This window comes from Mycobacterium sp. 1465703.0 (genome assembly GCF_001672975.1).
In the GTDB taxonomy this organism is placed as follows: Bacteria; Actinomycetota; Actinomycetes; order Mycobacteriales; family Mycobacteriaceae; genus Mycobacterium.
In genome coordinates this window covers 1-26,846 of record NZ_LZKU01000030.1, presented here as the reverse complement: position 1 = coordinate 26,846, position 26,846 = coordinate 1, and the positions used below count along the sequence as shown (strand labels likewise).

Annotated in this window: 17 protein-coding genes; 6 read left to right on the top strand and 11 right to left on the bottom strand. The window is 66.8% G+C overall.

Translation table 11 applies throughout. The features are described from left to right. The 5 genes from A5625_RS03100 to A5625_RS03080 all read left to right on the top strand — a co-directional run. A partial coding sequence (locus A5625_RS03100; protein ID WP_066988940.1) for an arabinosyltransferase domain-containing protein occupies window positions 1–2,753 on the top strand: 2,753 nt, incomplete at its 5' end. A gap of 183 nt (window positions 2,754–2,936) precedes the next feature. Next, the gene (locus A5625_RS03095) at window positions 2,937–3,440 is read left to right on the top strand and encodes a hypothetical protein (protein WP_066988938.1); all 504 of its coding nucleotides are present in this window, start codon (window positions 2,937–2,939) and stop codon (window positions 3,438–3,440) included. A gap of 122 nt (window positions 3,441–3,562) precedes the next feature. After that, a complete protein-coding gene (locus A5625_RS03090; protein WP_066988936.1) occupies window positions 3,563–4,009 on the top strand; it encodes an FHA domain-containing protein in 447 nt (148 codons plus the stop codon). Between the two features lie 14 nt (window positions 4,010–4,023). Next, complete coding sequence (locus A5625_RS03085) at window positions 4,024–4,722, top strand: Crp/Fnr family transcriptional regulator (protein ID WP_232003381.1); 699 nt, start codon at window positions 4,024–4,026, stop codon at window positions 4,720–4,722. A 29-nt stretch (window positions 4,723–4,751) separates the two neighbouring features. Then, window positions 4,752–6,527: an acyl-CoA dehydrogenase family protein gene (locus A5625_RS03080; RefSeq protein WP_066988934.1), complete on the top strand. Its 1,776-nt coding sequence runs from the start codon at window positions 4,752–4,754 to the stop codon at window positions 6,525–6,527. Between the two features lie 7 nt (window positions 6,528–6,534). Here A5625_RS03080 and A5625_RS03075 read toward each other — a convergent pair whose 3' ends face one another. The 11 genes from A5625_RS03075 to glf form a co-directional block, all read right to left on the bottom strand. Further along, window positions 6,535–8,100, bottom strand: coding sequence for an acyl-CoA carboxylase subunit beta (locus A5625_RS03075; RefSeq protein ID WP_156747885.1), 1,566 nt, complete (start codon window positions 8,098–8,100; stop codon window positions 6,535–6,537). A gap of 8 nt (window positions 8,101–8,108) precedes the next feature. Next, a complete protein-coding gene (gene pks13 / locus A5625_RS03070) occupies window positions 8,109–13,397 on the bottom strand; it encodes a polyketide synthase Pks13 (RefSeq protein ID WP_197515945.1) in 5,289 nt (1,762 codons plus the stop codon). 109 nt (window positions 13,398–13,506) lie between these two features. Further along, on the bottom strand, window positions 13,507–15,405 hold the full coding sequence (gene fadD32 / locus A5625_RS03065; RefSeq protein WP_066988927.1) for a long-chain-fatty-acid--AMP ligase FadD32: 1,899 nt from the start codon (window positions 15,403–15,405) through the stop codon (window positions 13,507–13,509). A gap of 324 nt (window positions 15,406–15,729) precedes the next feature. Further along, window positions 15,730–16,740 (bottom strand): cutinase family protein, encoded by a 1,011-nt coding sequence (locus A5625_RS03060; RefSeq protein ID WP_066988926.1) that lies wholly within the window; start codon window positions 16,738–16,740, stop codon window positions 15,730–15,732. A 110-nt stretch (window positions 16,741–16,850) separates the two neighbouring features. Next, complete coding sequence (locus A5625_RS03055) at window positions 16,851–17,753, bottom strand: esterase family protein (protein ID WP_066988946.1); 903 nt, start codon at window positions 17,751–17,753, stop codon at window positions 16,851–16,853. A gap of 161 nt (window positions 17,754–17,914) precedes the next feature. Next, on the bottom strand, window positions 17,915–18,973 hold the full coding sequence (ag85A, locus tag A5625_RS03050) for a diacylglycerol acyltransferase/mycolyltransferase Ag85A (protein ID WP_066988944.1): 1,059 nt from the start codon (window positions 18,971–18,973) through the stop codon (window positions 17,915–17,917). 391 nt (window positions 18,974–19,364) lie between these two features. Beyond that, complete coding sequence (gene aftB / locus A5625_RS03045; protein ID WP_304441880.1) at window positions 19,365–21,335, bottom strand: terminal beta-(1->2)-arabinofuranosyltransferase; 1,971 nt, start codon at window positions 21,333–21,335, stop codon at window positions 19,365–19,367. Next, window positions 21,322–22,230 (bottom strand): decaprenyl-phosphate phosphoribosyltransferase, encoded by a 909-nt coding sequence (locus tag A5625_RS03040; protein WP_066988922.1) that lies wholly within the window; start codon window positions 22,228–22,230, stop codon window positions 21,322–21,324. Before A5625_RS03040 ends, aftB begins: the two co-directional genes overlap by 14 nt. After that, the gene (locus A5625_RS03035) at window positions 22,227–22,769 is read right to left on the bottom strand and encodes a phosphatase PAP2 family protein (RefSeq protein WP_197515944.1); all 543 of its coding nucleotides are present in this window, start codon (window positions 22,767–22,769) and stop codon (window positions 22,227–22,229) included. Before A5625_RS03035 ends, A5625_RS03040 begins: the two co-directional genes overlap by 4 nt. Next, complete coding sequence (locus tag A5625_RS03030) at window positions 22,762–24,648, bottom strand: glycosyltransferase (RefSeq protein ID WP_066988920.1); 1,887 nt, start codon at window positions 24,646–24,648, stop codon at window positions 22,762–22,764. Before A5625_RS03030 ends, A5625_RS03035 begins: the two co-directional genes overlap by 8 nt. 46 nt (window positions 24,649–24,694) lie before the next feature. After that, complete coding sequence (gene glf / locus A5625_RS03025; protein WP_066988918.1) at window positions 24,695–25,903, bottom strand: UDP-galactopyranose mutase; 1,209 nt, start codon at window positions 25,901–25,903, stop codon at window positions 24,695–24,697. A 252-nt stretch (window positions 25,904–26,155) separates the two neighbouring features. Here glf and A5625_RS03020 point away from each other — a divergent pair. Beyond that, on the top strand, window positions 26,156–26,846 hold a 691-nt coding region (locus A5625_RS03020), incomplete at its 3' end, for a PirG (RefSeq protein ID WP_232003379.1).

Genomic DNA, 26,846 nt, shown 5'->3' with positions numbered 1-26,846 from the left:
GGCTTAACGATCCGGCGGGCAAACCGCTCGGCGGCGGCTTCCCCGACCCGAACCTGCGGCCACAGATCGTCGGGGTGTTCACCGACCTGAGCGGGCCGGTCCCAGCGGATCTGAGGCTGTCCGCGACCATCGACACCCGGTTCTCCACCACCCCGACGACGCTGAAACTGGTCGCGATGGTGCTGGCCATCGTGTCCACCATCGTCGCGCTCGTCGCGCTGTGGCGCCTCGACCAGCTAGACGGTCACCGGATGCGCCGGCTCATCCCGACGAACTGGCGAACGTTCACCCTCGCCGACGTCACGGTGATCTCCGGCTTCGTGCTGTGGCATGTGATCGGGGCGAACTCGTCCGACGACGGCTACATCCTGGGCATGGCCCGCGTCGCCGACCGCGCCGGCTACATGTCGAACTACTTCCGCTGGTTCGGCAGCCCCGAGGACCCCTTCGGCTGGTACTACAACCTGCTGGCGCTGATGACCCACGTCACCGACGCCAGCCTGTGGATGCGATTGCCAGACCTGCTCGCCGGAATCGTGTGCTGGCTGCTGCTCTCGCGCGAGGTGCTGCCCCGGCTGGGGCCCGCGGTGGCCAAGAGCAAGGCGGCGAATTGGGCGGCGGGCATGGTCCTGTTGACGGCCTGGATGCCGTTCGACAACGGGCTGCGCCCCGAACCGATCATCGCGGTCGGGTCGCTGATCACCTATGTGCTGATCGAGCGCTCGATGCGCTACAGCCGGCTGACGCCCGCGGCGCTGGCGGTCATCACCGCCGCATTCACCCTCGGGGTGCAGCCGACCGGATTGATCGCCGTGGCCGCGCTGGTCGCCGGCGGCCGCCCGATCCTGCGCATTCTGGTCAAACGCCATCGCCTGGTCGGCACCTGGCCGCTGGTGGCGCCGATGCTGGCCGCCGGCACGGTCATCCTGACGGTGGTGTTCGCCGATCAGACGCTGTCAACGGTGTTGGAAGCCACCAGGATTCGCACCGCGATCGGTCCCAGTCAGGCGTGGTACACCGAAAACCTGCGCTACTACTACCTGATTCTGCCCACCGTAGACGGCTCGCTGTCACGGCGCTTCGGGTTCCTGATCGCGGCGCTGTGTCTGTTCACGGCCGTATTTATCATGTTGCGGCGCAAGCGAATTCCCGGTGTAGCACGCGGGCCGGCCTGGCGGCTGATGGGCGTCATCTTCGGCACCATGTTCTTCCTGATGTTCACCCCTACCAAGTGGGTGCACCACTTCGGGCTGTTCGCCGCGGTGGGCGCGGCGATGGCCGCCCTGACGACGGTGCTGGTGTCACACGAGATCTTGCGCTGGTCGCGCAACCGGATGGCATTCCTGGCGGCGCTGTTGTTCGTGCTGGCGCTGTGTTTCGCCACCACGAACGGCTGGTGGTACGTGTCGAGCTTCGGCGTCCCGTTCAACAACGTGATGCCGAGGTTCCACGGGATCAGCATCAGCACAGTCTTTTTCGCGCTGTTCGTGATCGTGGTGCTGTACGCGGCGTATCTGCATTTCGCGCCGAGGAACCGTGGCGAAGGACGACTGGCGCGGGCACTGACGGCCGCGCCTATTCCCCTCGCGGCCGGCTTCATGGCGCTGGTGTTCATCGCCTCGATGGTGGCCGGCATCGTTCGCCAATACCCCACCTACTCCAACGCCTGGGATAACCTGCGCGAATTCAGCGGCGGCTGTGGGCTGGCCGACGACGTGCTCGTCGAGCCGGACAGCAATGCCGGCTTCATGGCGGCCCTGCCCGACAACTTCGGCCCGCTCGGGCCCTTGGGTGGCGTCAGCCCAACGGGATTCACGCCCAACGGCGTACCGGACCGCACCCTGGCCGAGTCGATTAAGGAGACGGAGGTGCCGCAGCCCGGCACCGACTACGACTGGGATGCACCGACCAAGCTGAAGGCTCCGGGCGTCAACGGCTCGACGATGCCGCTGCCGTATGGCCTCGACCCCAGCCGGGTGCCGGTGGCCGGCAGCTACACCACCGGCGCGCAACAGCAGAGCAGGCTGACCTCGGCCTGGTACCAGCTGCCCAAGCTCGATGACGGACACCCGCTGGTCGTGGTGACCGCCGCGGGCACCATCGCCGGCAACAGCATCCTGCACGGCCACACCAGCGGTCAGACCGTAGAGCTGGAATTCGGCAGGCCCGGTCCCGGGGGCGCCATGCAGCCGGGCGGCCGGCTGGTACCGTACGACCTCTACGGCGAGCAGCCCAAGGTGTGGCGCAACCTGCGTTTCGCGCGCTCCCAGATGCCCGCCGACGCGTTCGCGGTGCGGGTGGTCGCCGAGGATCTGTCGCTGACGCCGGACGACTGGGTCGCGCTGACCCCGCCGCGAGTACCGGAATTGCGCTCGTTGCAGGAGTACGTCGGTTCGAAGCAACCGGTGTTGATGGACTGGGCGGTCGGGCTGGCTTTCCCGTGCCAGCATCCGATGCTGCACGCCAACGGGGTCACCGAGATCCCGAAGTTCCGTATCACCCCGGACTACAACGCCAAGAAGCAGGACACCGACACATGGCAGGACGGCGTCAACGGCGGCCTGCTGGGCATCACCGACCTGTTGCTGCGGGCGCATGTGATGTCGACGTACCTGTCCAACGACTGGGGCCGGGACTGGGGATCGCTGCGCAAATTCGACACCGTCGCCGATGCGCACCCCGCCCAGCTCGATCTGGGCACCGCGACGCGCACCGGTTGGTGGTCGCCCGGGCAAATCCGCATCAAGCCGTAGTTGTAAGCGAAAAACGTCGTTTTGCAATGGATATTCAAATGGCGTTACGCCGTAATTACTCACCGGTGGAATAAGGCGCAGAATTAACGTTTGAGTAATTAGCCGCTAAAGGTTTAATTCGGCCAATTGCGGGTCAATACTTATTCCGCTGTGATCCGGTTCACACGACGGAAAAGAGTCCCCATGCAGACGCTGATACGCCTAGGAATTTGCCCGGCCGTGGTGATCCCGGTCGCGAGCCTGGCCATCGGTACGGCGGCCGCCGAAGGGGGCGGCACCACCGTCGTTTTCGACACCTATTTGCGGCGTTGTGATTTCAGCAAGGTGACCATCGCCCCTAAAGTTCCCAGCCCGATGCTCGGCACGGGCTCGGCCGTCGTCCATACCAGCGGGTCCAAGGCCGTCGCCGACGTGCATCTAGTCGATGCCCCCGAACCGGGCATGCATTTCGACGTCGGGCTAATCGAAGAACCTCGTCCGTCCTCATCGACTTGCGGGCCCGGCGACCCGGGCACCGCCTTTACCAGCATGGTCACCGACGGCGCGGGGAACGGAACGGCAACCGTGGTCGACAACATTCGCCCGGGCACGACAGGCGTTTGGGTGATCATCGAGCGGCCGAATGCAAACTCGCAAAACCCGGCGGAGTTCTATACCTCCGAGTTCGTGGTGCCGGTGGGGTCATAACCCGCCCCAAACGGGTATCCCAGGACAGCAGCCCCCGCGAAACAGGGACTTCAGTCCCTATCTTGACGCACACGTCAACTGTTGCGATGGAGGTATCCGAGGAAGCCTGGTGAAAGGGAGCGGTGTCGGCGCCACACGGAGACACAAGCCAGCAGCGGATTGCCGCGGATGAAGCCACCGGCGACATCGGCGCGCTGCTGCGTGCCGACGTGCACGAGGAGCTGGACACCACATCGGCGGTCGCCGAAGCCGCGGCGACGCTGGCCCGCGGGTCGGCGATGCTGGTGGTGAAACGGGGGCCCAACGTGGGCGCGAGGTTCGTGTTGAACCAGCCGGTGATGAACGCCGGTCGGCACCCCGCCAGCGATATCTTCCTCGACGACATCACTGTCAGTCGCAGACACGCCGAATTCCGCAGCGAGAACGGCGAATTCCGCGTCGTCGACCTGGGCAGCCTGAATGGCACCTATCTCAACCGCGCGGCCGTCGACTCCGCGGTGCTGACCAACGGCGATGTGCTCCAGGTCGGCAATTTCCGTCTGGTCTTCCTCGCCGCCCCGCCGACCTGACAAGAAGGATTTTCGTGACCACTGCATCCGGCCACAGTGCCGAGCACCCCCGGCTACGTATCTGCGAGTTCCTTTCCGGCGAAACGATTTTCACGCAGGGTGAACCGGGAGATCGGGTCTATCTGATCGTCGAAGGCACGGTGAAGATCAGCATTTGTGGCGCCGCGGGCCGCAGCAGTGTCCGGGCGGTCATCGGCCCCACCGACATCTTCGGCGAGCTGGCGGTTTTCGATCCTGGCCCCCGCTCCTGCACCGCCACGGCGATCACCGACGTGCGGGCGATGTGGTGGGATCGGGCCACCCTGCGCGCGTGGATGGCGCAACAGCCGGCAATCGCCGAGCAGCTGCTGCGGGCGCTGACCCGGCGACTCCAGCACACCGAACAACGACTTGTCGAAATGGTGTCCAGCGATGTCGCCGCCCGGGTCGCCCGCCAGCTGCTGGTGTTGGGCCGTCGTTTCGGCACCCGCGAGGGCAGCGCCCTGCGGCTTGCCCACGAACTCAGCCAGGACGAGATAGCCCAACTCGTGGGCGCCGACCGGGTTTCGGTGAACAAGGCGCTGCGCGGTTTCACAACGCGCGGGTGGATCCTGTTGGAAGGCAAGACCGTTGTGATCACCAATCGCGAGGCACTGCGGGCTCGCGCCGGTTCAGGTGCAAGATCCGGCCCGGACCCGAATCGCCGCAGGCGTCCGCTACGCGCTACTGCGTGACAATCGGCTCGGCGCGTAGCGTCCCACCCATGAGCGACTACGCCGTAGAGGCGGTGGACCGGCTGCCGTTTTCCACCGACGAGAAATCGCAGCGTTACGCGACGGAGAACTACCGGGGGGCCGTGGGGCTCAATTGGTACCTCACCGACCCCACCCTGCAATTCACCATGGCGTATTACCTGAACCCCGAAGAGCTGAAGCTGGCTGAGCGGCACTTGACGCAGATGGGTGAACTGATGGGCGGCCCGGTGGCGCGATGGGCCGAGGAGACCGACCGCAACCCGCCGCAGCTGCAGCGCTACGACCGATGGGGGCACGACGTCAGCGAGGTGATCATGCCGGCCTCCTTCACGCAGTCCAAGCGGGCGGTCCTGGATGCCCAACGGGCGCTGCGAACCGAAGCACGCGCGGCGAAGGTGAGCTCCTCACTCACCATGTTCGCGTCGAATTACCTTCTCAACCAAGCCGATATCGGGATGGGGTGCGCGTTGGGCACCGGTGGCGGCATGGTCCAGTCATTGGTGGCCGCCTATGCGCCGGCCGATGTGGCCGAGCACGTGCTGGCCAAATTCGCCTCCGGTGAGTGGGCCGGCGAGACCGCACAACTGCTGACCGAACGCACCGGCGGCTCCGATCTGGGAGCGCTGGAAACCACGGCGACCCGCCACGGCGATTCGTGGTTGTTGAACGGCTTCAAGTGGTTTGCGTCCAACTGCGCCGGGGAGGCCTTTGTCGTCCTGGCCAAACCCGAAGGCGCACCGGACTCTTCGCGTGGCGTCGCCAACTTCCTGGTGTTGCGCACCCGCCGCGACGGCTCGCGTAACGGCGTTCGGGTCCGGCGGCTGAAGGACAAACTCGGCACCCGCTCGGTGGCCTCGGGCGAGGTCGAGTTCGTCGACGCCGAAGCGTTTCTGCTGTCCGGCGAGCCCACCGACGCCGACGCGGGGCCGTCGGATGGCAAGGGACTGGGCCGCATGATGGAGCTGACCAACGCCGCGCGGCTGGGCATCGCGCTGTTCGGGCTCGGTAATGCGCGACGGGCCCTGGTCGAATCGCTGTGTTACGCCCGGCAACGCAGTGCGTTCGGCGGCGCACTCATCGACAAGCCGCTGATGCGGCGCAAGCTCGCCGAGCTGATCGTCGACGTCGAGGCCGCGCAGGCGCTGGTATTCGACGGCACCGGCGCCACCAACCATCGTCAGCCGCGCAACATGCGGCAACGCATCGCGGTGCCGGTCACCAAGCTCAAGGTGTGCAGGCTGGGTATCACCGCGGCCTCGGATGCGATCGAAATCCACGGCGGCAACGGCTATATCGAGACGTGGCCGGTGGCCCGGCTGTTGCGCGACGCCCAAGTGAACACCATCTGGGAGGGCCCCGACAACATCCTCTGCCTGGACGTGCGGCGCGGCATCGAGCAGACCCGCGCGCACGAGACGCTGCTGGCGAGGCTGCGCGACGCGGTGTCGGTCGCCGACGACAACGAAGCCACCCGGTTGGTTGCCGGGCGGATCGAGGATCTTGACGCGGCGATCACCGCATGGGCCAAGCTGGACAAGCAGATGGCCGAGGCGCGGCTGTTCCCGCTGACTCAATTCATGGGCGACGTCTATGCCGGTGCGCTGCTCATCGAGCAGGCCGCGTGGGAGCGCGCCAGCCGGGGAAGCGAGCGCAAGGCACTGGTCGCACGGCTCTACGCGCAGCGGTATCTGGCCGATCGCGGGGCGCTGCGCGGGATAGACGCCGACTCCGACGAAGCGCTGGAGCGCTTCGACGAACTGCTGGACGGCGCGCTGCGACTCTAGGTGCGGACTAGATCGGGATGAGCCCGTGCTTGCGCGCCGTGCGGAACCACAATTGCTTGTCGCGCAGCAGCTTCATCGACTTGCGCAGCAGCAGCCTGGTCTCGTGCGGGTCGATGACCGCATCGATGAACCCGCGTTCGGCGGCCGTCCACGGGATCGCCATGTTGAGGTTGTAGCCCTCGATGAAGTCCTTCTTGATCTGCTGCGCCTCGGGGGTGGTGGGGTCGGGGAACCGCTTCATCAGCAGCTGCGCTGCCCCCTCGGCGCCGATCACCGCGATGCGCGCGGTCGGCCAGGCGAAGTTGAAGTCCGCCGTCAGCTGCCGAGAACCCATCACCGCATAGGCGCCGCCGTAGGACTTGCGGACGGTGATGGTGACCTTCGGCACGTCGGCCTCGACGACGGAGTACAGGAACCGTCCGCCGCGCTTGATGATTCCGTTCTTCTCCTGCTCGGCACCCGGCAGGAAGCCCGGTGTGTCCACCACGAACACCAGCGGGACGTTGAACGCGTCGCAGAACCGGATGAACCGCGCCGCCTTGTCGGAGGCCTCGTTGTCGATCGACCCGGACAGGTACATGGGCTGGTTGGCGATCACGCCCACCGGGCGTCCGTCGACCCGGGCGAAGCCGGTGATGATGGCCGGCCCGTGCTGCGCGGCGACGTCGAGGAAGTCGCCGTCGTCGAAGATCCGCAGCAGGATCTCGTGCATGTCGTAGGCCATGTTGTCGGAGTCCGGCACGATCGAGTCGAGCTCCAGATCGGTCGGGGTGGTCTCCGGCTCGAGGCCCGGGTTGACGATCGGCGGTTCGCTGACGGCGCTGGACGGCAGGAAGGACAGGAAGTCGCGCACGTACTGGAACGCCTCGGCCTCGGAGTCCACCACCTGGTGGATGTTGCCGTTGCGGGCCTGCGCGTCGGAGCCGCCGAGCTCGTCGAGGGTGACGTCTTCGCCGGTGACCTCACGGATCACGTCCGGCCCGGTGACGAAGAAGTACCCCTGATCACGCACCGACACCAACAGGTCGTCCTGAATCGGCGAATACACCGCTCCCCCAGCGCATTTCCCGAAGATCAGGGAGATCTGCGGCACCAGCCCGCTCAAAGCCTCGTGCCGGCGGCCCAGTTCGGCATACCAGGCCAGCGAGGTGACCGCGTCCTGAATACGGGCGCCACCCGAGTCCTGGATGCCGACGATCGGGCAACCGACCATCGCGCACCATTCCATCAGCCTGGCCACCTTGCGGCCGAACATCTCGCCCACCGTGCCCTGGAACACCGTCTGGTCGTGGGAGAACACCCCGACCGGTCGGCCGTCGATCATGGCGTGGCCGGTGACGCAGCCGTCGCCGTAGAGCGCGTTCGGGTCGTTCGGCGTCTTGGCCAGCGCACCGGTCTCCAGGAAGGTGCCCGGGTCGACCAGCGCGTGGATGCGGGCGCGGGCGCTAGGGATGCCCTTCTTGTCGCGCTTGGCGACGGCCTTCTCGCCACCAGGCTCTTTGGCCAGTTCCAGGCGAGCGTAGAGCTCGGCCAGCTTCTCGGCGGTGGTGTGCTGGATGGGAGCTGGCGCCATCTCCGTCACTACTTGCCCACCTCACTCGTCTGACTGGTTTCGGCCTCCACCTTATTCAGCACGTCGGCCAGGTGAGCACCGACCTTGCCGATGATGGGTTCGTCGATGGCCTGGATGTGCTCGCCACCGATCGGCACCACCTCGAGATCGGCCACGTACTCGCCCCACCCGCCGTCGGGCTTGCGGATCGCGTACCGCGGCTCGAACTGGATGACGTCGTCGTGGTAGCGATCGGCCATGTAGAGCGTGACGTGGCCGTCGTACGGCTCGATCTCGACGGTTTCGAGCGCCCGGTTGTCCAGGTAGGACGTCCGCTGATGCTCGACGATGCCGCCCGGGATCTGCACGCCGCTCTGCTGGACGATATCCAGCACGAACTTGACCTGGCCCTCATCGTCGAGCTCTTCGAGCTGCTCGTAGGGGATCGCCGGAATCTCGACGTTGAAGGTGCGCTCGGCGAACTTCGCGTACCGGTCCCAGCGCTTGCGGGTTTCCTCCTGCGTCTGGGGGATCTCCTCGCCCGCGCGCACCGTGTCGATCATCCCGACGAACCGCACGTCTTCCCCGGCCCGCTTCAGCCCGATCGCGCACGCGTACGCCAGCGCACCGCCCAGCGACCACCCGGCCAGGATGAACGGCTTGCCCTCGTTCATCTCCAACAGCTTCGGCACATACTGGGCGGCCCGCTCCTGGACGGTGCCCTCCACGCGTTCGAACCCGTACATCGGAGTGTCCGCCGGCAACCGCTTCAGCAGCGGCTCGTAGACCACGGTCGACCCGCCGGCCGGATGGAACACGAACACCGCAGGTTTGGTGCTGCCTTCGGGGCGTGCCCGCAGGGTGCGGACGAAGCCGTCGATCTGACCGGCCTCCAGGTACTGCCGGACCTTCTCGGCCAGCGCCTCGATGGTGTCCGACGTCGAGACGTCCTCGGCGGTGACGGTGCCATCGGCGCGCTCCGAGAGCCGCTGCGCCATCTTGGCCGCGGTGTCCTCGTCGAGTTTGGGCAGCGGGTTGAAGATGCCGCCCGGTGACTTACCCGTGACGATCGCCCAGGTGGCGAAGGTGACCCGCTCGGCGGCGTCGCGTGGGGGCACATCGGAATTCAGTGCCTTGGCGACCGCCTCCTGGCTGAGCGCTCCGGCCAGGTTCGGCTGGCCACCGTTGGTCGCCGGACCGGACGGGTCGGTCGGCGGCGGCGGGATGGTGGCGTCCGAAGGCGGCGGGCCCGGCTGCGTCTCGGGCTCCGCCTGCGGATCCGGTGCGGGTGCGGCCGCCGATGCCGGCGTTGCCCCGCTGAGCAGCTGGGCCTGCTCCCTGGCGATCTCCTCGGGTGTCTGCGTCTTCTGGTGCTCGTGCAGCTGCTCGACCTCGTCGCGGTGCTCGATCGCGTACTCGATCAGCTTCTCGACGGCGTACAGGTTGGCGTCGCGCACCGCCGTCAATTGGATTGGCGGCAGGTCGAAGTCGTATTCGACGCGGTTCTTGATCCGCACCGCCATCAGCGAGTCCAGGCCGAGCTCGATCAGCGGCACCTCCCAGGGCAGGTCCTCGGGCTCGTAGCCCATGGCCGCCGACACGATCAGACCCAGCCGCTCGCCGATGGTCTCCCCGGAATCCGGTGTCCAGCGGCCCACGCTGGACGGCAGGTAGCGGTTGGTCAGGCTGTCCGACAGCGTCTCGGCGTCGGACTCCTCGGCCGGCGCCCGGGACGCAGCAGCCGCCTCAGGCGCGGCGGTCGTGGTCGGAGCGGCGATCACAGCGCCCGCGCCCACCGCGGTCGGTAGCGCGGCCACACTTTGACCGGCCCGGGACACCAGCGCGTCGTAGACCAAAGTGAAGGACTCGTCGATGCGGGCGTGCACCTGAACCGAGGCGCCACCCGGGTGCCGGGTCATGGTCGTCACCAGCCGCGCACCCGCGCCGGGCACCGCGCGCTGCTCCGACGCCACCAACTGTGCGTCCGAAAGCACTTGTTTCGCAGCAGATTTCACCAATGCGGCCAGATCCGTTTCGCCGTTACGCGGCGCGTACTCCCAGACGTGCCGGCCGTCCGGCAACGCGACGTGGGTGCCCGGCATGATCACCGAGCCGTCGCCGGAGAAGTGCACGTCCAGCCAGTGCTCTTTGCGCTTGAACTTCGTCAGCGGGATGTTCGCAAAATCTTCAGGTCCTGGGGCCCCTTGCGCGGGGCTGAACAAGGTGCGGATGTCCAGGTCGTGGCCGTGGACGTAGAGCTGGGCCATAGCCGAGATCATCGACTCGACGTCGTCCTGCTTTTTGGCCAGCGTCGGAATCAGTTGGGCGTCATGAAGACCCGCGGCGGCGGTGGTCAGGCCGATCTGCATCAGGGCGACCGGGTTGGGCGCCAGCTCCAGGAACGTGGTGTGGCCGCTGTCCACGGCGTTGCGGATGCCGTGGGTGAAGTAGACCGAATGCCGCATTCCCTTGACCCAGTAGGCGACATCGTGGACCGGCTCGCCACCGGGCTTGATGTAGCTGCCCTCGTGCACCGTCGAGAAGATTCCGACGGTCGGGCTCATCGGCGCGATACCTTGCAGTTCCGCGGAGAATTCGCCGAGCAGCGGATCCATCTGCGACGTGTGACCGGCGCCCTTGGTCTGCAGCTTGCGGGCGAAGCGGCCTTCCGCTTCGCAGCGGGCGACGATCGCGTCGATCTGCTCGGGCGGACCGCCGATCACGGTCTGACTGGGTGCGGCGTAGACGCACACCTCCAGGCCGGGGAAATCACCGAACACGGTCTTGAGTTCGTCGGCCGAGTACTCCACCAGCGCCATCAGCCGGATGTATTCGCCGAACAGCATCGCTTCGCCCTCGCCCATCAGGTGCGAGCGGGAGCAGATCACCCGGGTGGCGTCCGCAAGTGACAGACCGCCGGCGAAGTAGGCCGACGCGGGCTCACCGAGCGACTGACCAACGACCGCAGCGGGTTTGGCGCCGTGGTGCTTGAGCAGCTCACCCAGCGCGATCTGGATCGCGAAGATGACGACGTTGGAAGTCTCGATGCCGTATTCGTGCGAGTCGTCGAGGATGAGCTCGAGCACCGAGTAACCGCGCTCGTCCTGGATCAGCGCGTCGACCTTCTCGATCCACTCGGCGAAGACCTCGTTGCGCAGGTACAGGTTCTTGCCCATCTTGCGGTGCTGCGCGCCGAAACCGGCCATCGCCCACACCGGCCCGCTGGTCACCGGCCCGTCGGTGCTGAATACGTTCGGCCGCTGCTTGCCCTCGGCGATCGCCCGCAGGCCCTTGATGGCCTCTTCATGGTCGTGGGCCAGCACCACCGCGCGCGAGCGGCCGTGGTTGCGCCGCGACAGCGCCCGGCCGATCGATTCCAGCGAAGACGCCTGCCCCTCCGGGCTTTCCATCCAGTCCGCGAGTTCGGCGGCGCCGGTCTTCTTGCGCGACGTCAGAAACGCCGACACCGCGAGCGGGATCAGCGGCTTGGTCGGCTCGGATTCCTGTTGTGCGGCAAGCTCTTCCAGTGCGATCTGCTTGAGGCGCAACGCCTCGTCGGTCACGCCCGGAAGCTCGTATTCCTCCTCCTCGGGCGCCGAAGCGTCGGGGATGATGTTGCCGAAGTCGTCGAACCGCAGCGAGTGGCTTTCGAGTGTGGCCGCAGCGGCCGGTTCCTCGCCCGCGTCCGCCGGCGCGATGACTTGAGCTTGCGGCTCTTCGCGCTCGATGACGTCGCGGGGCAGCACCTCACGCACCACCAGGTGCGCGTTGGCCCCACCGAAGCCGAAGCTGGACACGCCGGCCAGCGCGTAGCCGCCGTAACGCGGCCAATCACTGGCGCTGTCAATGACTTTCAACCGCATGCCGTCGAAGTCGATGTAGGGGCTCGGCCCGGCGAAGTTGATCGACGGCGGCAGCTTGTCGTGCTGCAGGGCCAGCACCACCTTGGCCAGGCTGGCCGCACCCGCCGCCGACTCCAGGTGTCCCACATTGGTTTTCACCGCGCCCAGCAATGCCGGACGGTCGGCGGGACGGCCCCGACCGACGATGCGGCCCAAGGCCTCCGCCTCGATCGGGTCACCCAGCACGGTGCCGGTGCCGTGCGCCTCGATGTAGTCGACGGTGCGCGGATCGATGCCGGCGTCCTTGTACGCCCGGCGCAGCACCTCGGCCTGAGCGTCCTGATTGGGGGCGATCAGGCCGTTGGACCGGCCGTCGTGGTTGACCGCGCTGCCGGCGATGACGGCCAGGATCTGGTCGCCGTCGCGGCGGGCGTCGTCGACCCGCTTGAGCACGAACATGCCGCCACCCTCGGAACGGGTGTAACCGTCGGCGTCCGACGAGAACGACTTGATCCGGCCGTCGGGGGCCAGTACCGCGCCGATCTCGTCGAAGCCGAGCGTCACCAACGGCGTCAGCAGCGCATTGACACCACCGGCGACCGCGACGTCGCACTCGCCGTTGCGCAGTGCCTGCACCGCCTGATGCGTGGCCACCAGCGAGCTGGAGCAGGCGGTGTCCAGCGCGACCGAGGGGCCGCGGAAGTCGTAGAAGTAGGACACCCGGTTGGCGATGATCGAGCTGGCGGTGCCGGTGATCGCGTACGGGTGCGCGACGGTCGGGTCGGAGACCGCCAGGAATTGGTAGTCGTTGTTGGAGAAGCCGACGTAGACGCCGACGGACTCGCCGCGCAGGCTCGAGGCCGGGATGCGGGCGTGCTCGAGCGCTTCCCAGGTGAGCTCCAGCGCCATCCGCTGCTGCGGGTCGATGTTGTCGGCCTCGGTCTTGGCGACCGCGAAGAACTCCGAGTCGAAGCCCTTGATGTCTTTGAGGTAGCCGCCGCGGGTGCGGGCGGTGCCGACGCGCTCGGCGATGCGCGGCTCCTCGAGGAATTCCGACCAGCGGCCCTCGGGCAGATCGGTGATGGCGTCGCGGCCCTCCATCAACGCCGCCCAGGTCTCGTCCGGGGAGTTCATGTCGCCGGGGAACCGGGTGGACAGACCCACGATCGCGATGTCGACACGCTCGGCCGGACCGGTACGGGTCCAGTCGGCGGAGTCGAGCTCGTCATCGGCGACCTCGGGCTCACCTTCGATGATTCGGGTGGCCAGCGACTCGATGGTCGGGTGCTGGAAGGCGACCGCGACCGACAGGGTGACACCGGTCATGTCCTCGATGTCGGCGGCCATCGCCACCGCATCCCGCGACGCCAGGCCCAGCTCGACCATCGGCACCGACTCGTCGATGTCGTCGGGAGATTTCCCGACCGCCCGGCCCACCCAGTTGCGCAGCCATTCGCGCATCTCGGGCACGGTCATGTCGGTCTTTTTAGCGGGCGGTGTGGCCGGCGGTGTGGCGGGCACCTCCCCGTCAGGGCCCGGGGTGTGGTTTTCGGGGTGCTCAGTGTCAGCCATGGTCCTTCGAGATTCAGTCAGTGGAGCTGGCGAAGGCCGTCGGGGAGCCGACGCCGCTTCGCAGACTGCCGTCGAGGTAAGCCGCGCGGCAGGCGCGGTGCCCGATCTTGCCGCTGGAGGTACGCGGAATGGTTCCGGCCTGCACCAGCAGCAGGTCGCGGACGGTCACGCCGTGGCGCACCGCGATGGCCGCCCGGATGTCGTCGGCGATCGGCTGGTAGTCCAGTTTGTGTGTCCCGGGGGCGCGTTCGGCGACGATCACCAGCTGCTCGGAGCCGTCGTCGGGGTCGTACTTGATGCCGGCGTGCGGGTTGTCGAACACTTCCTTGGGCAGCTGATTGGCCGGCACCGAGAAGGCGGCCACGTAACCGGTGCGCAGCGCCTTGCTGGCTTCCTGCGCCGAGTACTCGAGGTCCTGCGGGTAGTGGTTGCGGCCGTCGATGATGACCAGGTCCTTGATGCGGCCGGCGATGTAGAGGTGGCCCTTGTGGTAGGTGCCGTAGTCGCCGGTCTTGACCCACATGCCGTCGTCGGGGGCGCCTTCGGCGTGCGACTGGCTGATCCGCGACTTGAGGATGTTGCGGAAGACGTCGTTGGTCTCTTCTTCCTTGCCCCAGTAGCCGATGCCCAGGTTGTTCCCGTGCAGCCAGATCTCGCCGATCTGACCGTCCGGCAGCTCGCTCGCGGTCTCCGGGTCGACGATGACGGCCCACTCGTCGACGCCGATGACGCCGGCGGAAACCTGGGAAACGGCCTTCGGCGAATCGGCGGGCACCTCGACGAAACGCTGCTTGTTCAGCTCATCACGGTCGACGTGGATGACGGTCGGCGCCTCGTCCATCGGCGTGGTGGAGACGAACAGCGTCGCCTCGGCCAGGCCGTAGGACGGCTTGATCGCAGTCTCGCGCAGGCCGTAGGGCGAGAACGCGTCGTAGAACTTGCGCATCGACGCCGGCGACACCGGCTCGCTGCCGTTCAGGATGGCCTTGACGTTGCTCAGGTCCAGCGGCGGCTCGCCCTCTTTGGGCACCCCGCGCACGGCCGCATGCTCGAACGCGAAGTTCGGCGCCACCGTGATGACTTCGCAGTCCGGGGCATCCTCGGGCTTGCGCGCCATCTCGCGGATCCACCGGCCGGGCCGGCGCACGAAGGCGGCCGGCGTCATGAAGGTGAAGTTGTGCCCGATCACCGGCGACAGCAGCGCGGTGATCAGCCCCATGTCGTGGAAGAACGGCAGCCAGGACAGGCCGCGGTCCGCCTCCTTGCCTTCCAGGCCGTTGAGCACCTGCAGCACGTTGGTGGGCAGGTTCAGGTGGGTGATCGCCACGCCGGTCGGGGTGCGGGTGGAGCCGGAGGTGTACTGCAGGTAGGCGATGGTGTTCTCGGTGGCCTCGGGCGGCTCCCAGGTCGACGCGACCTCGTTGGGCACCGCGTCGACGGCGATGACGCGGGGGCGCTCCTTGGCCGACCGGGCGCGGATGAACTTGCGGACGCCCTCGGCGGCCTCGGTGGTGGTCAGGATCGTCGACGGGGTGCAGTCGTCGAGCACGGCATGCAGGCGACCGACGTGGCCGGGCTCGCTCGGGTCGAACAGCGGCACCGCGATCCGGCCGGCGTACAGCGCGCCGAAGAGCGCGACGAGGTAGTTCAGGTTCTGTGGGCAGAGCACGGCGATGCGGTCGTCGGGCTGGGTGACCTGTTGCAGCCGGGCGCCGACGGCGCGGTTGCGGGCACTGAACTCCGACCAGGAGATGTCGCAGGCGACGCCGTCACGTTCGGTCGAGAAGTCCAGGAACCGGTAGGCGAGCTTGTCGCCGCGAACCTTGGCCCATTTCTCAACGTGCTTGACCAAGTTGGTGTTGTCCGGGAACTTGATCTTGCCGTTCACGATGAACGGGTTGTGGTAGGGCATGCCGCTCTCCTGTCGCACCTGTTTTCGGTCGGCTCGGCCGACGCTTTGTTCCTTGGTCGGCTGCGCCGACGGCTTCGTTTTTCAGCCGGCTATGCCGACCGTTTCATGTCTACGCATGCGCACCGGACCTCGCACGGCACCCGATGGGGAACGCCGGCCGTGTGCCGCCCAGCCGGCATCGACCCCGACTGAGTGCGCGACGAAGGTCCGATAGCTCTTAAATTCCTCTTAATGTAGCGGGGCTGCCTACGGCAGACCAAATCACAAGGTACCGCTGATGGCCACCGGCAACCGCTACCTGAGGCTTGTGTCCCATCGCCTCGGTCATCCGTGTTTCGGTTGTGGCGCATTTGCGATCAGACCGTGAGCCCAGTTCAGCGTCCAGTCGGTGGCCGGCGCCCCGTCGATGCTCCAGCACTGCGTGGTTGCGTACAGGGCATGGACCGGCTGGCCGGCGCCGCCGGCCAGGGTGTTCAATGTGGCCGGCAGGTTGGCGATGCTGAAGGCTTCCTGCGGGGCGGCGCAGATCAGGTCACCCGGCGCGCAGATCTCGTTGGTCCTGCCGTTGAGGTCGCCGAAGCCACCAGGGCGCTCGCCGGTCATGGTCAGCCCCAACCCGGACAGGATGGGCACCTCGTGCAGCGTGACCTCGGCGCCCTGCCCCGGCGGGTTGGGACCGATGTCGTTGCCCACCCCCATCTGGCGACGACCGTCCGCGATCAACGTCACACCCAGCACCAGGTCCTCGTCGACGGGTCCGCGGCCATTGCCGATGTCGCTGGCGATATCGCCCGCGATCACCGCGCCCTGCGAAAAGCCCATCAGCACATAACTGGTCAGCGGGCATTTGGTGTTCATATCCGTCATCGCCTGCACCGTCGCGCGCGTGCCTTCGGCCCGGCTGGCGTTGTAGGACATCTGCGGGTCGCCACTCAGCGGATTGTGGAACTGTGCGGTGTACGGCGTGGTGTACGCCTGTACCCGCGAGGAGGGGAATTGCTGGGTGAGGTCCGCGGTCGCCTTGTGCAGCAACGCGTTGGGAAATTGGACGGGGTTGGCGGGGTCGTCCTGTACGGCGGACTCCCACGTGCCGGGAACGTTGACCAGCAGCACGTCGGGGCAGGAGGCGTCTTGAGAGGCGGGTCGCGGCTTGTGCGGGTGCGACGTTGTCGAGGGCGGCGGCAGCACACCCGGCGGCACCGCACTGGGCTCCGACTGGTGGCCGCGCAATAAGGTCACCGCGGCCAAGATGGCCAACAGGACGACGCCGGCAACCGAGATAGCGGCGACCCAGGCCAGGGTGCGTTGACGCTTACGCCGCGCGCTTTTAGCCATGTTCTCCTGCCAGCAGAGTCAGTGGATCGCAGCGACGCGGTCCTCCCGACCCCTGCTGCACCCCCTACACGGTACCGGCTCGTCCGAGCGGGTCAGCCCGGCAGCAACCGCTAACGAATGGCGCCGACGATGTCGCCGGACATCGCGCCCAGCTGCCCCGACCACGAGCCCCAGCCGTTGTCGCCGCCACCGGGAAAGTCGAAGTGGCCGTTGTGTCCGCCGTTGCTGCGGTACTGCTGATAGAACTCACGCGAACTACCCATCGCGGCGCCGGCCTGGCCGATCATCGCGGCGTCGTCGCCGCCCATGTTCGTCGGGCTGTAGACCCAGACCCGGGTGTTGTTCTGGGCCAGCAGCGAGGCGTGCACATAGGGGTCGTGCCACTTCCACCGGCCCAGCTGCGGGGCGCCCCACATGCCGTTGCCGTCGACGCCGCCGAACTGCTGCAGGCCGGCCAGGATCGCGCCGTTGTAATTGGTGCTCGACGGGTAGAGGAATCCGGACAGCGAGCCCGCGAAACCGAACCGGTCGGGGTGGAAGGCGGCCAGCGCCATCGCGCCGTAGCCGCCCTGCGAGGCGCCGACGGCGCCGTGCCCGCCCGGCGCCAGGCCCTTGTTGGCGGCCAGCCAATCGGGCAGCTCGCTGGACAGGAACGTGTCCCACTGCTTGCTGCCGTCCTGCTCCCAGTTGGTGTACATGCTCCAGGCGCCGCCGGCCGGGGCCACCACCGAAATGCCCTTGCCGGCCAGCGTGTTCATCCCGTTACCGGCGGTGACCCAGTTACTCACGTCCGGGGCGGCATTGAAGGCGTCCAGCAGATAGACCGCGTGCGGGCCGCCGGCCAGGAAGGCGACCGGAATGTCTCGACCCATCGCCGCCGAGGGAACCATCAGGCTTTCGTAGCCCGCCGCCCTGGCTTTGCCGACGGTGCCAGCGGTCTGCAAAGCGAAGGCCAGTCCGGCCGCCAGCACGGCTAGGCAAAACACCCGAAAAAGCGCCGACATACCCCGCAGGACCGTCATGTCCACCCTCCATCGTCTAGGTCGCTGAATGCACATTAGCCAGCGGCGTAGTTCCCCCGCCCGCGGTTAGTGAATCAAATCACACATACCGCAAACAACCAGCGGCGGAAACCCCGAAAGGTTCCCGCCGCTGGTCGTAATGCTTGGAGTGGTTAGGTGCCCTGGCCGGTACCGGCGCCCTGGTTTCCGGCGTTGGCGGTGGCGGCCGTGGCCGGACCCGCACCCGGGGTGGCGCCCAGGATCGACTGCAGCTCAGGCTTCATCGCCTGCAGCTGCGCGCCCCAATAGGGCCAGTCGTGGGTGCCGTTGTCGTCGAAGTGCCACACCGCGTTGTTCCCACCGGCGGCGCTGTAGGCGTCCTTGAACTTCAGGTTGCTGGTCCGCACGAAGCCCTCCAGGAACTTCGCCGGCAGGTTGTCGCCACCCAGGTCGGACGGCTTGCCGTTACCGCAGTACACCCAGATCCGGGTGTTGTTGGCGACGAGCTTGCCGACCTGCAGCGACGGGTCGTTGCGCGCCCACGCCGGGTCCTCCTTCGGGCCCCACATGTCGGCGGCCTTGTAGCCACCGGCATCACCCATGGACAGGCCGATCAGCGACGGGCCCATGCCCTGCGACGGGTCAAGCAGCGCCGACAGCGACCCGGCGTAGACGAACTGCTGCGGGTGGTAGGCGGCCAGGATCAGCGCCGACGAACCGGCCATCGACAGACCGACGACAGCGCTGCCGGCCGGCTTGACCTGCTTCTCGCTGTTCAGGTACGCCGGTAGCTCGCTGGTCAGGAAGGTTTCCCACTTGTACGTGGTGCAGCCGGCCTTACCGCAGGCGGGCTTGTACCAGTCGGAGTAGAAGCTGGACTGGCCACCGACCGGCATGGCAACCGAGATGCCGGACTGGTTGTACCACTCGAACGCCGGGGTGTTGATGTCCCAGCCGTTGAAGTCATCTTGCGCACGCATCCCGTCGAGCAGGTACAGCGCGGGCGAGTTGGCTCCACCGCTCTGGAACTGAACCTTGATGTCGCGGCCCATTGCCGCAGACGGAACCTGCAGGTACTCCACCGGCAGACCGGGGCGCGAGAAGGCCCCGGCTGTCGCCGAGCCCCCGACGGCGCCAATCAGGCCCGAGAGCAGCGCCGCACCGGCGGCCGCCACGACGAGCCGGCGCGGCATACCCGCCACGGCGCCGCGCAATCTGTCGACAAGCGTCATCCTTGCTTCCTCATCCTTCTTGCGGCCTTTCGGCACATTTCACCGATCGGGCCGCTTCTTGATTGGGTCGAACTGCCTGCGCATACCCGTTGCCCGGTTCCTCCTCGGGCCGTCATGGCCCGCATCGTCGCCGCGCGAAGCGCAGGAGTGCTCGTGTAGTCAACCACACGTTGTACCGTTCGGTCGCATCGAGGAGCGCCCGCCAACCACCGAGCAACCCTCGTACCCAGCGGTTTTCACTTCAAACATGTGTCTAAAAAGCCTTGTCTTCGCATGTGCTTAACCAGCCTTGCCAGCTGGTGAGAGGCCAAATGTGATGTTGCTGGCATTTTTTCGTGACCAACATGCAGTGATTTGCTCGGAATGTGCCGAATTTTCTTCTGCGCAACCCTTACTCGCGCGGTGGCGGCGGGATCTGTTCGGGCACCGGTAGTCCGCACCGGGCGAGTTCGTAGCGCGGCACCCGGTCGATCCGGTAACCGGTGAATCGGAAGGAATTCACCAGGTTGGACAGGAATCGGTGCGGGGTCATCGGCGCACGCACCGAGCTGAGCACCGCCTTGGTGTCGGGGCATTGCAGCGCGGCGACGGCTTCTGCGACCCACTGCTGGTCAAGATAGCCCGGAACTCCGGGGTACATCTTGACCCACGGACCGTCGGCGATCACCCAGTCCGGGAAGAGGTTCTTGTCGTGACCGATACGGCCGTGTTTGAGCCGTTCGGTGTGCTGGGCAAGCGGATTCGCCAAACCGATCTGATCGATCACCCTGACGTCGAGCCCGACATTCATGCCCACCATCCCAAGGTTGGTGAAAAACACTGCATGCTGCGGCTTTTGGGGCGGGCTTCCCGGCGCCGGCTGCAGCATCGGGACCAGGTCCCATTGGATGTAGTTGCCCGACGGCAGCAGTAACGCGCCTTCAGGAGTGTTGTTGAGGGCGGTCAGGATGGCCGCCATCCTCGGATATCCCAGGTAATCCGCCGCGGTCAGCGGATGCGCCTGACCGGTGGCCTGGGCATAGAAGCGACGCTCGTCGACGATGCCCGAGTAGGTCACGTGGGTGGCGTCGTCGCCCATCCCCGGCGAGTTCGCCGCCCACAGTGCCCATCCGGCCAAACCCAGCCACAACGCGCTCGCGGCGCCGGCCACCCAGTTACCGGTCTCCCGCGAATAGTCCTGGCCGTCCGGGACGGCGATCGGGATGACCGCGACCGGGGCCAGCAGACAAAACAACGGGGCCAGCAGCACCCGGGCGTGCATGAAGTCGCCGCCCTGGCGAATCCAATAGAGCGCCTGCAGCAAACCGCTGATCAGGACCCACGCCACCACCGCCGCCGGGCTGTGCACGGCCCGGGCCCACCGCCCGTAGTTGGGCGCCAGCGCGGGGCGCAGGAACGACGGCCGTCGCCGGGCCGCGAACAGCAGCACGCCCAGCGGTACGAGCAGCACCAGCGGGACCCACACCGCATACGGCGCGTCGAAGTTGGAGAGGTAGATCATGCCCTGGGACCACTTGTCCCCGGCCGCGTCCTTGGCCAGCGCGGTGCCTGGCACCAACAGGCCGTAGTAGCCCATCCGGAAGACCTCATAGCCGACCGGCAGTAAACCCCCGGCCACCACGACCAGCACCCGGTGCCGCCAGGTCCGCGCCGCGACCAGCATCATGATCAGCGCCAGTCCACCCATCAACGCCAGCTCCGGCCGGACCAGCACGCTGAACCCGGCCACGAAGGCCAGGGCGCCGGCGAACACTCTGTTGTCCACGCGGTTGCGCACCGGCTGCGCCCAGCAGACCATCATCCACCAGAGCAATCCCAGATAGGCGAGCGCCAAACCGCTTTCCAGTCCCGACGTGGCGAAGTCCCGCGCCGGTGGCAGCGCGATGTACACCAGCGCCCCGGCCGGCAACACAATGGCCTTGCGGCCCCGCAGGCTCGGGGCATACAACCGCGCGGCGCCCAGCATCAGCAGCGCCACGCCCAGCACCGAAAGCCCCAGTGCCAGTGCCAGTGCCACGTATTCCATGCGCATCGGGCCGCCGACCCAGCTGCCGGCGTACATCAAATAGGTCCAGGCCGTCGAGGTGTTTGCCTCCACCCGCTCACCCTGGTTGAACACCGGTCCGTTGCCGGCGAGCAGATTGCGCACGGTGCGCAGCACGATGAGTCCGTCGTCGGCGATCCACCGCCGCTGCCAACTCCCCCAGCCGAACAACAGCGCGACTACCGCCACGCTGACCCACAGACTGACCCGCACCATGGTGGTGTACGGAAAAACCGGCCAGCCCGGCCGCCTGATCACCGGCCGGCTCCGCATCATCCGCGCCTTGAGCGCCTGAAGTTCGGGGCTAACCGAAGGCAACAGCGGCTCCCACTGTTGCGATCCAGGCTAGGAACAGCAGCTGCAGCACCCGGTCTCGCAGTGCGATGTCCTCGGGTTCGCCGGCCAGCCCGCCGTCCACGTCGACCGCGTAGCGCAGGATCGCGATGGTGAACGGCACCAGCGACACCGCGTACCAGGACCCCGAGTGGTGGTCGCGCTCGAACGCCCACAGGCCGTAGCAGATCACCACCGCGGTGGCCGACATCGTCCAGACGAATCGCAGGTAGGTGCTGGTGTAGCTCTCCAGCGACTTGCGGATCTTGGCGCCGGTGCGCTCGGCGACCTGCAATTCGGCGTAGCGCTTGCCGGCCACCATGAACAGCGACGCGAAGGCGGCTGACAACAGGAACCATTGGGACAGCGGGATTTCGGTGGCCACGCCACCGGCGATGGCGCGCAGCAGGTATGCCGACGACACGACGCAAATGTCAAGGACGGCTTGATGTTTGAGGCCGAAGCAGTACGCCAGCTGCATGGCCAGGTAAATGGCCATCACCAGCGTCAGGTTCGGCGTCACCAGCCATGCGATGCCCAGCGAGGCCGCACCCAGCAGCACCGCCAAGAAGTAAGCCAGCCACTCGGGGACGATGCCGGCCGCGATCGGACGGAACCTTTTGGTCGGGTGCTCCCGGTCGGCCTCGACATCGCGCACATCATTGACCAAATAGACCGACGACGCCGCCAGGCTGAACACCACGAACGCCAATGCCACCTGGGTGAGCATCTGGCTGTAGTCGTATCGAATGCCGCTGCCCAGCCCGGCCACCGGCGCGGCCAGCACCAATACGTTCTTCACCCACTGCCGGGGGCGGATCGCCTTGATCACTCCGGTGATCAGGTTGGCCTGGGGTCGGGTCACGACGTCCTCACTCATTTGGCTTCACCTCTTGTGACCTTTGCTGCGCGACGCGCGATCGCCGCAACGACGGCACCGAGGGCAATGCCGCAGGCCACGTCGCTGGGGTAGTGCACTCCCAGCAGCATCCGCGACACCGCCATCGGCGGCACCAAGACCGCGGGCAACGGCAGACCGGTGGTCCGGCCCATCAGAAGGGCGGCGGCCGTGGTGGAAGTTGCATGTGCGGAAGGAAAACTCAGCCGGCTGGGGGTGCCGACGTTCACCACCACGGCCGGGTCATGCGGCCGCTGGCGACGCACGATCCGCTTGACGACGACGGCGGCGGCGTGTGCGACGAATGCCCCGGCCCCTGCCACCAGCCAATCCCATCGTCGCTTCGGCGAAAGCAGAGCTCCGAGTGCGGCTACGGCCACCCAGCCGATGCTGTGCTCGCCGAAGTGGGACAGGGCGCGGGCCACCGTTAGCGCCCCGGGGCGATCGCTCAATGCCGCCTGGACGGCGACCAGCGCGGCCACTTCGCCGCGCGGCGCCTCTGCAGCAGCGGCGTCAGGCATGTTCTGCGGCTGGCAGCAACGCCGTCTCCCACTTCTGCTTGCTGGACAACACAGGCAGCGCGTCGCGATACACCCGGCGCATCTCGCCGAACCGGCTGAGCAACTGACGCTGACGCCGCAGCGATTTGAACAACAGCGAGAACATCTTTCGCCGGTCCCGCTGCCGGTAGACCACGCCGCAGCCGTCGGCCGTGGTAACCGTCACACCGTCGACCGTGCACAGCCGGAACCAGCGGGCATCCTGTGTCGGCACGTTGTACTCGGGCCGGATGTGGGATTCCGTGTCCTCCTTGGTGATGTTGTGCAGAATGCCGCGGGCCAGCCGGTAGCCGATCGATACCGGGTTCACCGGTGGCTTCATCGCCTTGCTTTGGTGTTGCGGCGACGCGAGTTCGCTCGCCGCGGGCAGCACCACCGCGTCCGGGTATTCCTTACGCAGCCGATGCACCTCGGGCAACGCCGATTCCAGGATCGAGAAGATGTGTTCGGGCCCGGCGAGGAAGTCGTCGATGGCCCTGTTCTGGATTGCCACCGTCGAATATTCAAGGCAAGCAAGGTGTTTCAGGGTGGCCTTGAGGTGGCTGCGGACCAGGCCGGTGATGTCGCCGTCCCAGTGCAGCGCCGCCACCACCAGCCGGTTACGCAGATGGAAGTAGGCCTGCCAGTCGATGGCGTCGTCCTTGTCGCTCCAGGCCATGTGCCAGATCGCCGCACCGGGCAGCGTGACGGTCGGGTACCCGTGCTCGCCCGCCCGCAGACCGTACTCGGCGTCATCCCATTTGATGAACAGCGGCAACGGCTGGCCCAGTTCCTCGGCGACTTGCCGCGGGATCATGCAGGTCCACCAGCCGTTGAAATCGACATCGATACGCCGGTGCAGCAGCGCGCTGCGAGAGTTCTTGTCGCTCAACGGATATTGAGCGAAGTCGTGGTCGTACTCAGCGTGCGGCGCGGCGGTCCACATGAAGTTCGACTGGTCGACGACCTCACCCATGATGTGCAGGTGTGAGGGCTCCTGCAGGTTGAGCATCTGACCGCCGATCAGCATCGGCGACTTGGCGAAGCGGTGCAACGCCAGCACCCGCAAGATCGAGTCCGGTTCGATGCGGATGTCATCGTCCATGAACAGAATTTGTTGGCAGTCCGTATTTTTCAGCGCCTCGTACATCACCCGGCTGTAACCGCCGGAACCACCGAGGTTGGGCTGGTTGTGGATGGACAGCCGATTGCCCAGGCCCGCGGCCGCTGCCGGGAAGTCCGGATGGTCGCGCACCTTGCGGACGCCTTGGTCCGGGACGATGACCGCACCGATCACCGCGTCCACCAACGGATCCGCGGTGAGGTCGGCTAGCGCGTTGACGCAGTCGGCGGGGCGGTTGAAGGTGGGAATGCCGACGGCGACGTTGGCCGTGCCCGGGGCTGGCTCGGTCGCGTACCAGCCACCGCTGACCAAGTTGACGTCGGTGTCGGTGGTGATGTCGAACCAGATCCAGCCGCCGTCCTCGAAAGGCTTGAGCGCCACCTCGATCTCGACGATGGCGGGCTGCTCGTCGGTGCCGACGAATTGACGTCCCTCCACCGAGATCCGCACCCCGGTGGCCTTGGTCCGGTACACGTCGACGCGGCCGGTTCCGGTCAGTTCGACCCGCAGCACCACCGACTGACAGATGGACCAGCGCCGCCAGTAGCTGGCCGGAAAAGCGTTGAAGTAGGTGGCGAACGACACCTCGGACTCTCTGCCGATCTCCAGCGACGTTCGGCTGGTGGCGTGTGCACGCCGGGCGTTGGTCGTCGACTCGTCGAGATACAGCTTGCGCACGTCGAGCGGCTCGCCGGGACGGGGCAGGATGATTCGGGACAGCAGGCTCACGGCAGTCATTAGGCGCCACTCCTCATCGTGTCGCTCTGCATTGTCGTGGCGCGCATCAGCGAGCGCCTTCCTCGTTGTTCTGGGCATCGGTCAGGGACGCGCCGTCACGTAGGTGCGGCGCCAGGACGTTGTCGTACATGTTCAAAGCGCTGGCGATGGCCATGTGCATATCCAGATATTGGTAGGTGCCCAGCCGGCCGCCGAACAGTACCTTCGACGAGGCGGTCTCGGACTTCGCCCTGGCGCGATAGGCGGCCAGCAGGGCACGGTCGGCCTCGGTGTTGATCGGGTAATAGGGCTCGTCGTCGTCTTCGGCGAAGCGCGAGTACTCCCGCATGATCACGGTCTTGTCGGTCGGATAGTCGCGCTCGGTGTGGAAGTGGCGGAACTCGTGGATACGCGTGTAGGGCACGTCGAGGTCGTTGTAGTTCATCACCGGTGTGCCCTGAAAATCCCCGATGGGCAGCACTTCCAGTTCGAAGTCCAGGGTGCGCCAGCCCAGCCGGCCCTCGGCGTAGTCGAAGTAGCGGTCCAGCGGCCCGGTGTAGACGACCGGCGCCTCGGGACTGTCCGCGCGCAGTTGGTCGCGCACGTCGAACCAGTCGGTGTCCAGCCTGACCTCGATGCGGTCGTCGGCGGCCATGTTCTTCAGCCAGGCCGTGTAGCCGTCCGCGGGCAAACCCTCGTAGGTGTCGCTGAAGTAACGGTTGTCGAAGGTGTAGCGCACCGGCAGCCGGGTGATGTTGGCCGCCGGCAATTCCTTGGGGTCGGTCTGCCACTGCTTGGCCGTGTACCCCTTGACGAACGCCTCGTAGAGCGGCCGGCCGATCAGCGAGATCGCCTTCTCCTCGAGGTTCTGCGCGTCGGCGGTGTCGATTTCGGCGGCCTGCTCGGCGATGAGCTTGCGGGCTTCCTCGGGGGTGAAGTACTTGCCGAAGAACTGCGACACCAGGCCCAGTCCCATCGGGAATTGGTAGGCCTGGCCGTTGTGCATTGCGAAGACGCGGTGGCGGTAATCGGTGAAGTCGGTGAACTGCCGCACGTAGTCCCAGACCCTCTTGTTGGAGGTGTGGAACAGGTGGGCACCGTACTTGTGTACCTCGATGCCGGTGTGCGGCTCGGCTTCTGAGTAGGCGTTGCCGCCGATGTGCGGGCGGCGGTCCACGACGAGGACGCGCTTCCCGAGTTGGGTAGCTACGCGCTCGGCAATGGTCAGTCCAAAGAATCCAGAGCCGACGACGAAAAGATCGAAACGAGCGGTCATCGGTTGCTTAGGGTATCCGACCGCGTGGCCCTAACCCATTTGGCGAGGCCATGCAGCGGCGTCGGCCTTTTGACGACGGCCGTTGGGTGCCCGGGATCGACGATCACAGCCCGGGTCGCATTTGCCTCACGATTCAATATCACCACTCTAGTAACAGCATCACCACTCGTACCATCGACTTTGTGTGCATCCCACCAGCCAGAACCGGTGGGGCGCGCCGACACAACACATAGTCAGATAGAGGAGACTTCCGTGCCGAACCGACGCCGACGCAAGCTCTCAACAGCCATGAGCGCGGTTGCCGCCCTGGCAGTGGCGAGTCCTTGCGCATATTTCCTTGTGTACGAGTCGACCGCCGGCAACAAGGCGCCCGAGCATCATGAGTTCAAGCAGGCCGCGATGATGAGCGACCTGCCCGGCGAGCTGATGGGCGCGCTTTCGCAGGGCTTGTCGCAGTTCGGGATCAACATGCCCCAGGTGCCGGCCTTGACCGGGGGTGCGACGACCAGCTCACCAGGTCTCGGCGGTCCCGGCCTGGGCACTCCGGGCCTGGGAACTCCGGGCCTGGGAACTCCGGGGCTGGGGACAACGGGCCTGGGCACAACGGGCCTGACCAATCCGGGCATGACGAGCCCCGGGTTGACAAGTCCCGGTTTGACCAGCCCGGGGATGGCGCCGACGACGCCCGGGCTCACCGCGCCCGGCGCGTTGCCGACCACCCCCGGTGGCGGTATCGCCACCCCGGGTGCCGGGCTCAACCCGGCGCCGGAATCGATCGGCACCTCACTCGGCGACATCGCCGGGGCGCCGAGGCCCGGAGTGACCCCGGCCGGGCTGGTCAGGCCGGGGTTGGACAGCGCCGGGTTGAGCCCGGCACCCGGGGTGGCGATACCGCCACCGGGGGTGGTCGGCAACGCGCCGGGCGCGGTGAGCCCGGGCGTCG